This is a genomic window from Campylobacter sp. LMG 7929 (assembly GCF_024723595.1).
Lineage (GTDB): Bacteria > Campylobacterota > Campylobacteria > Campylobacterales > Campylobacteraceae > Campylobacter_D.
Genome location: NZ_JANQCY010000032.1, coordinates 1 through 1,144, shown reverse-complemented (window position 1 = coordinate 1,144; position 1,144 = coordinate 1). Strand labels below are relative to the sequence as shown.

The following is a 1,144-nucleotide window of genomic DNA, read 5'->3' as shown; positions in this document are numbered from 1 at the left end:
GCGCCTGCTTCATTTGTATCTTTAGGTAGTTCAAAAAACCCAAAATAAGCATATTTTGCTATCCAACCTATCACAACACTATAAAAAGACACTAAAATAATAGCACCAAGCATAAAAAATCCCGCTAGTGACCATGCCTTTTTATTTTTTGGTGCTAAAGTATGATAAGCATTTACAGGATCTTTTTCGCTAAGTTTTCCTATGCTAAGTTCTGCTAAAAATATTACAAAAGCTACACCCAAGGTTAAAAGTAAATACACCACCACAAAAGCTGAACCGCCATTGTTACCCACTAAAGTTGGAAATTTCCAAGCATTTCCAAGCCCAACAGCTGAACCTGCCACTGCTAATACAAAACCTATTTTAGAAAATTTTTCATTCATCTTTTAACCTTAAAAAAATAATTGTTTTATCATGATTAAAATCACCGCTAAAGGTGAAATATATCTTACAAAAAAATACCAGCACTCAAAGTATTTACCCCTCATATAAGGATAAAATAAAGTTTGCAAAGCCTCTTTTTTAAGCACAAAACCTACAAAGATTGCACCAAATAACCCACCCAAAGGCATCATTAAATTTGAAGCTATAAAATCTAATATATCAAAAAAACTTTTTCCAAAAAATTCCAAAGAATCTTTACTCCACTCAATTCCTGATAAAATACATAAACTTCCTAAAAAATATACAATGAAAGCTATAAAAATCAAAGCTTTTTTTCTTGTAAAATTATAAGAATTAATTAAGTAAAAAGTTAAAGGTTCTATCATGGAAACTGCTGAAGTAATCCCTGCAAAAAACAAAGCTATAAAAAAAGCTATAGCTAAAATATTTCCTAAAGGTAAAAAGCCAATTGGATCAATATTTGAAAACAAACTCATTAAAGATACAAAAATCAAACCTGGACCTTGCTGAGCTGGATTGCCATTAAATTCAAATATGAAAGTAAATACAATAAGTCCCATCATAATACCAATGATAATATTAATAATAATAATATTAATAGTACTTGTAATAAAATTTGTTTTATCAGGTAAACTCGCTGAATAAGTTATAATCGAACCCACTCCAATAGATAAAGAAAAGCAAGCAAGTCCTAAAGCACTCAAAAACGCCCCTACACCAAGCTTAGAAAAATCAGGAG

Annotated in this window: 2 pseudogenes; both read right to left on the bottom strand. The window is 30.2% G+C overall.

Annotation, left to right across the window (positions count from 1 at the left end):
• A pseudogene (locus CAMP5118_RS07925) lies at positions 1–383 on the bottom strand (sodium-dependent transporter); the annotation flags it as partial.
• A 9-nt stretch (positions 384–392) separates the two neighbouring features.
• Positions 393–1,144, bottom strand: a pseudogene (locus CAMP5118_RS07920) (sodium-dependent transporter); the annotation flags it as partial.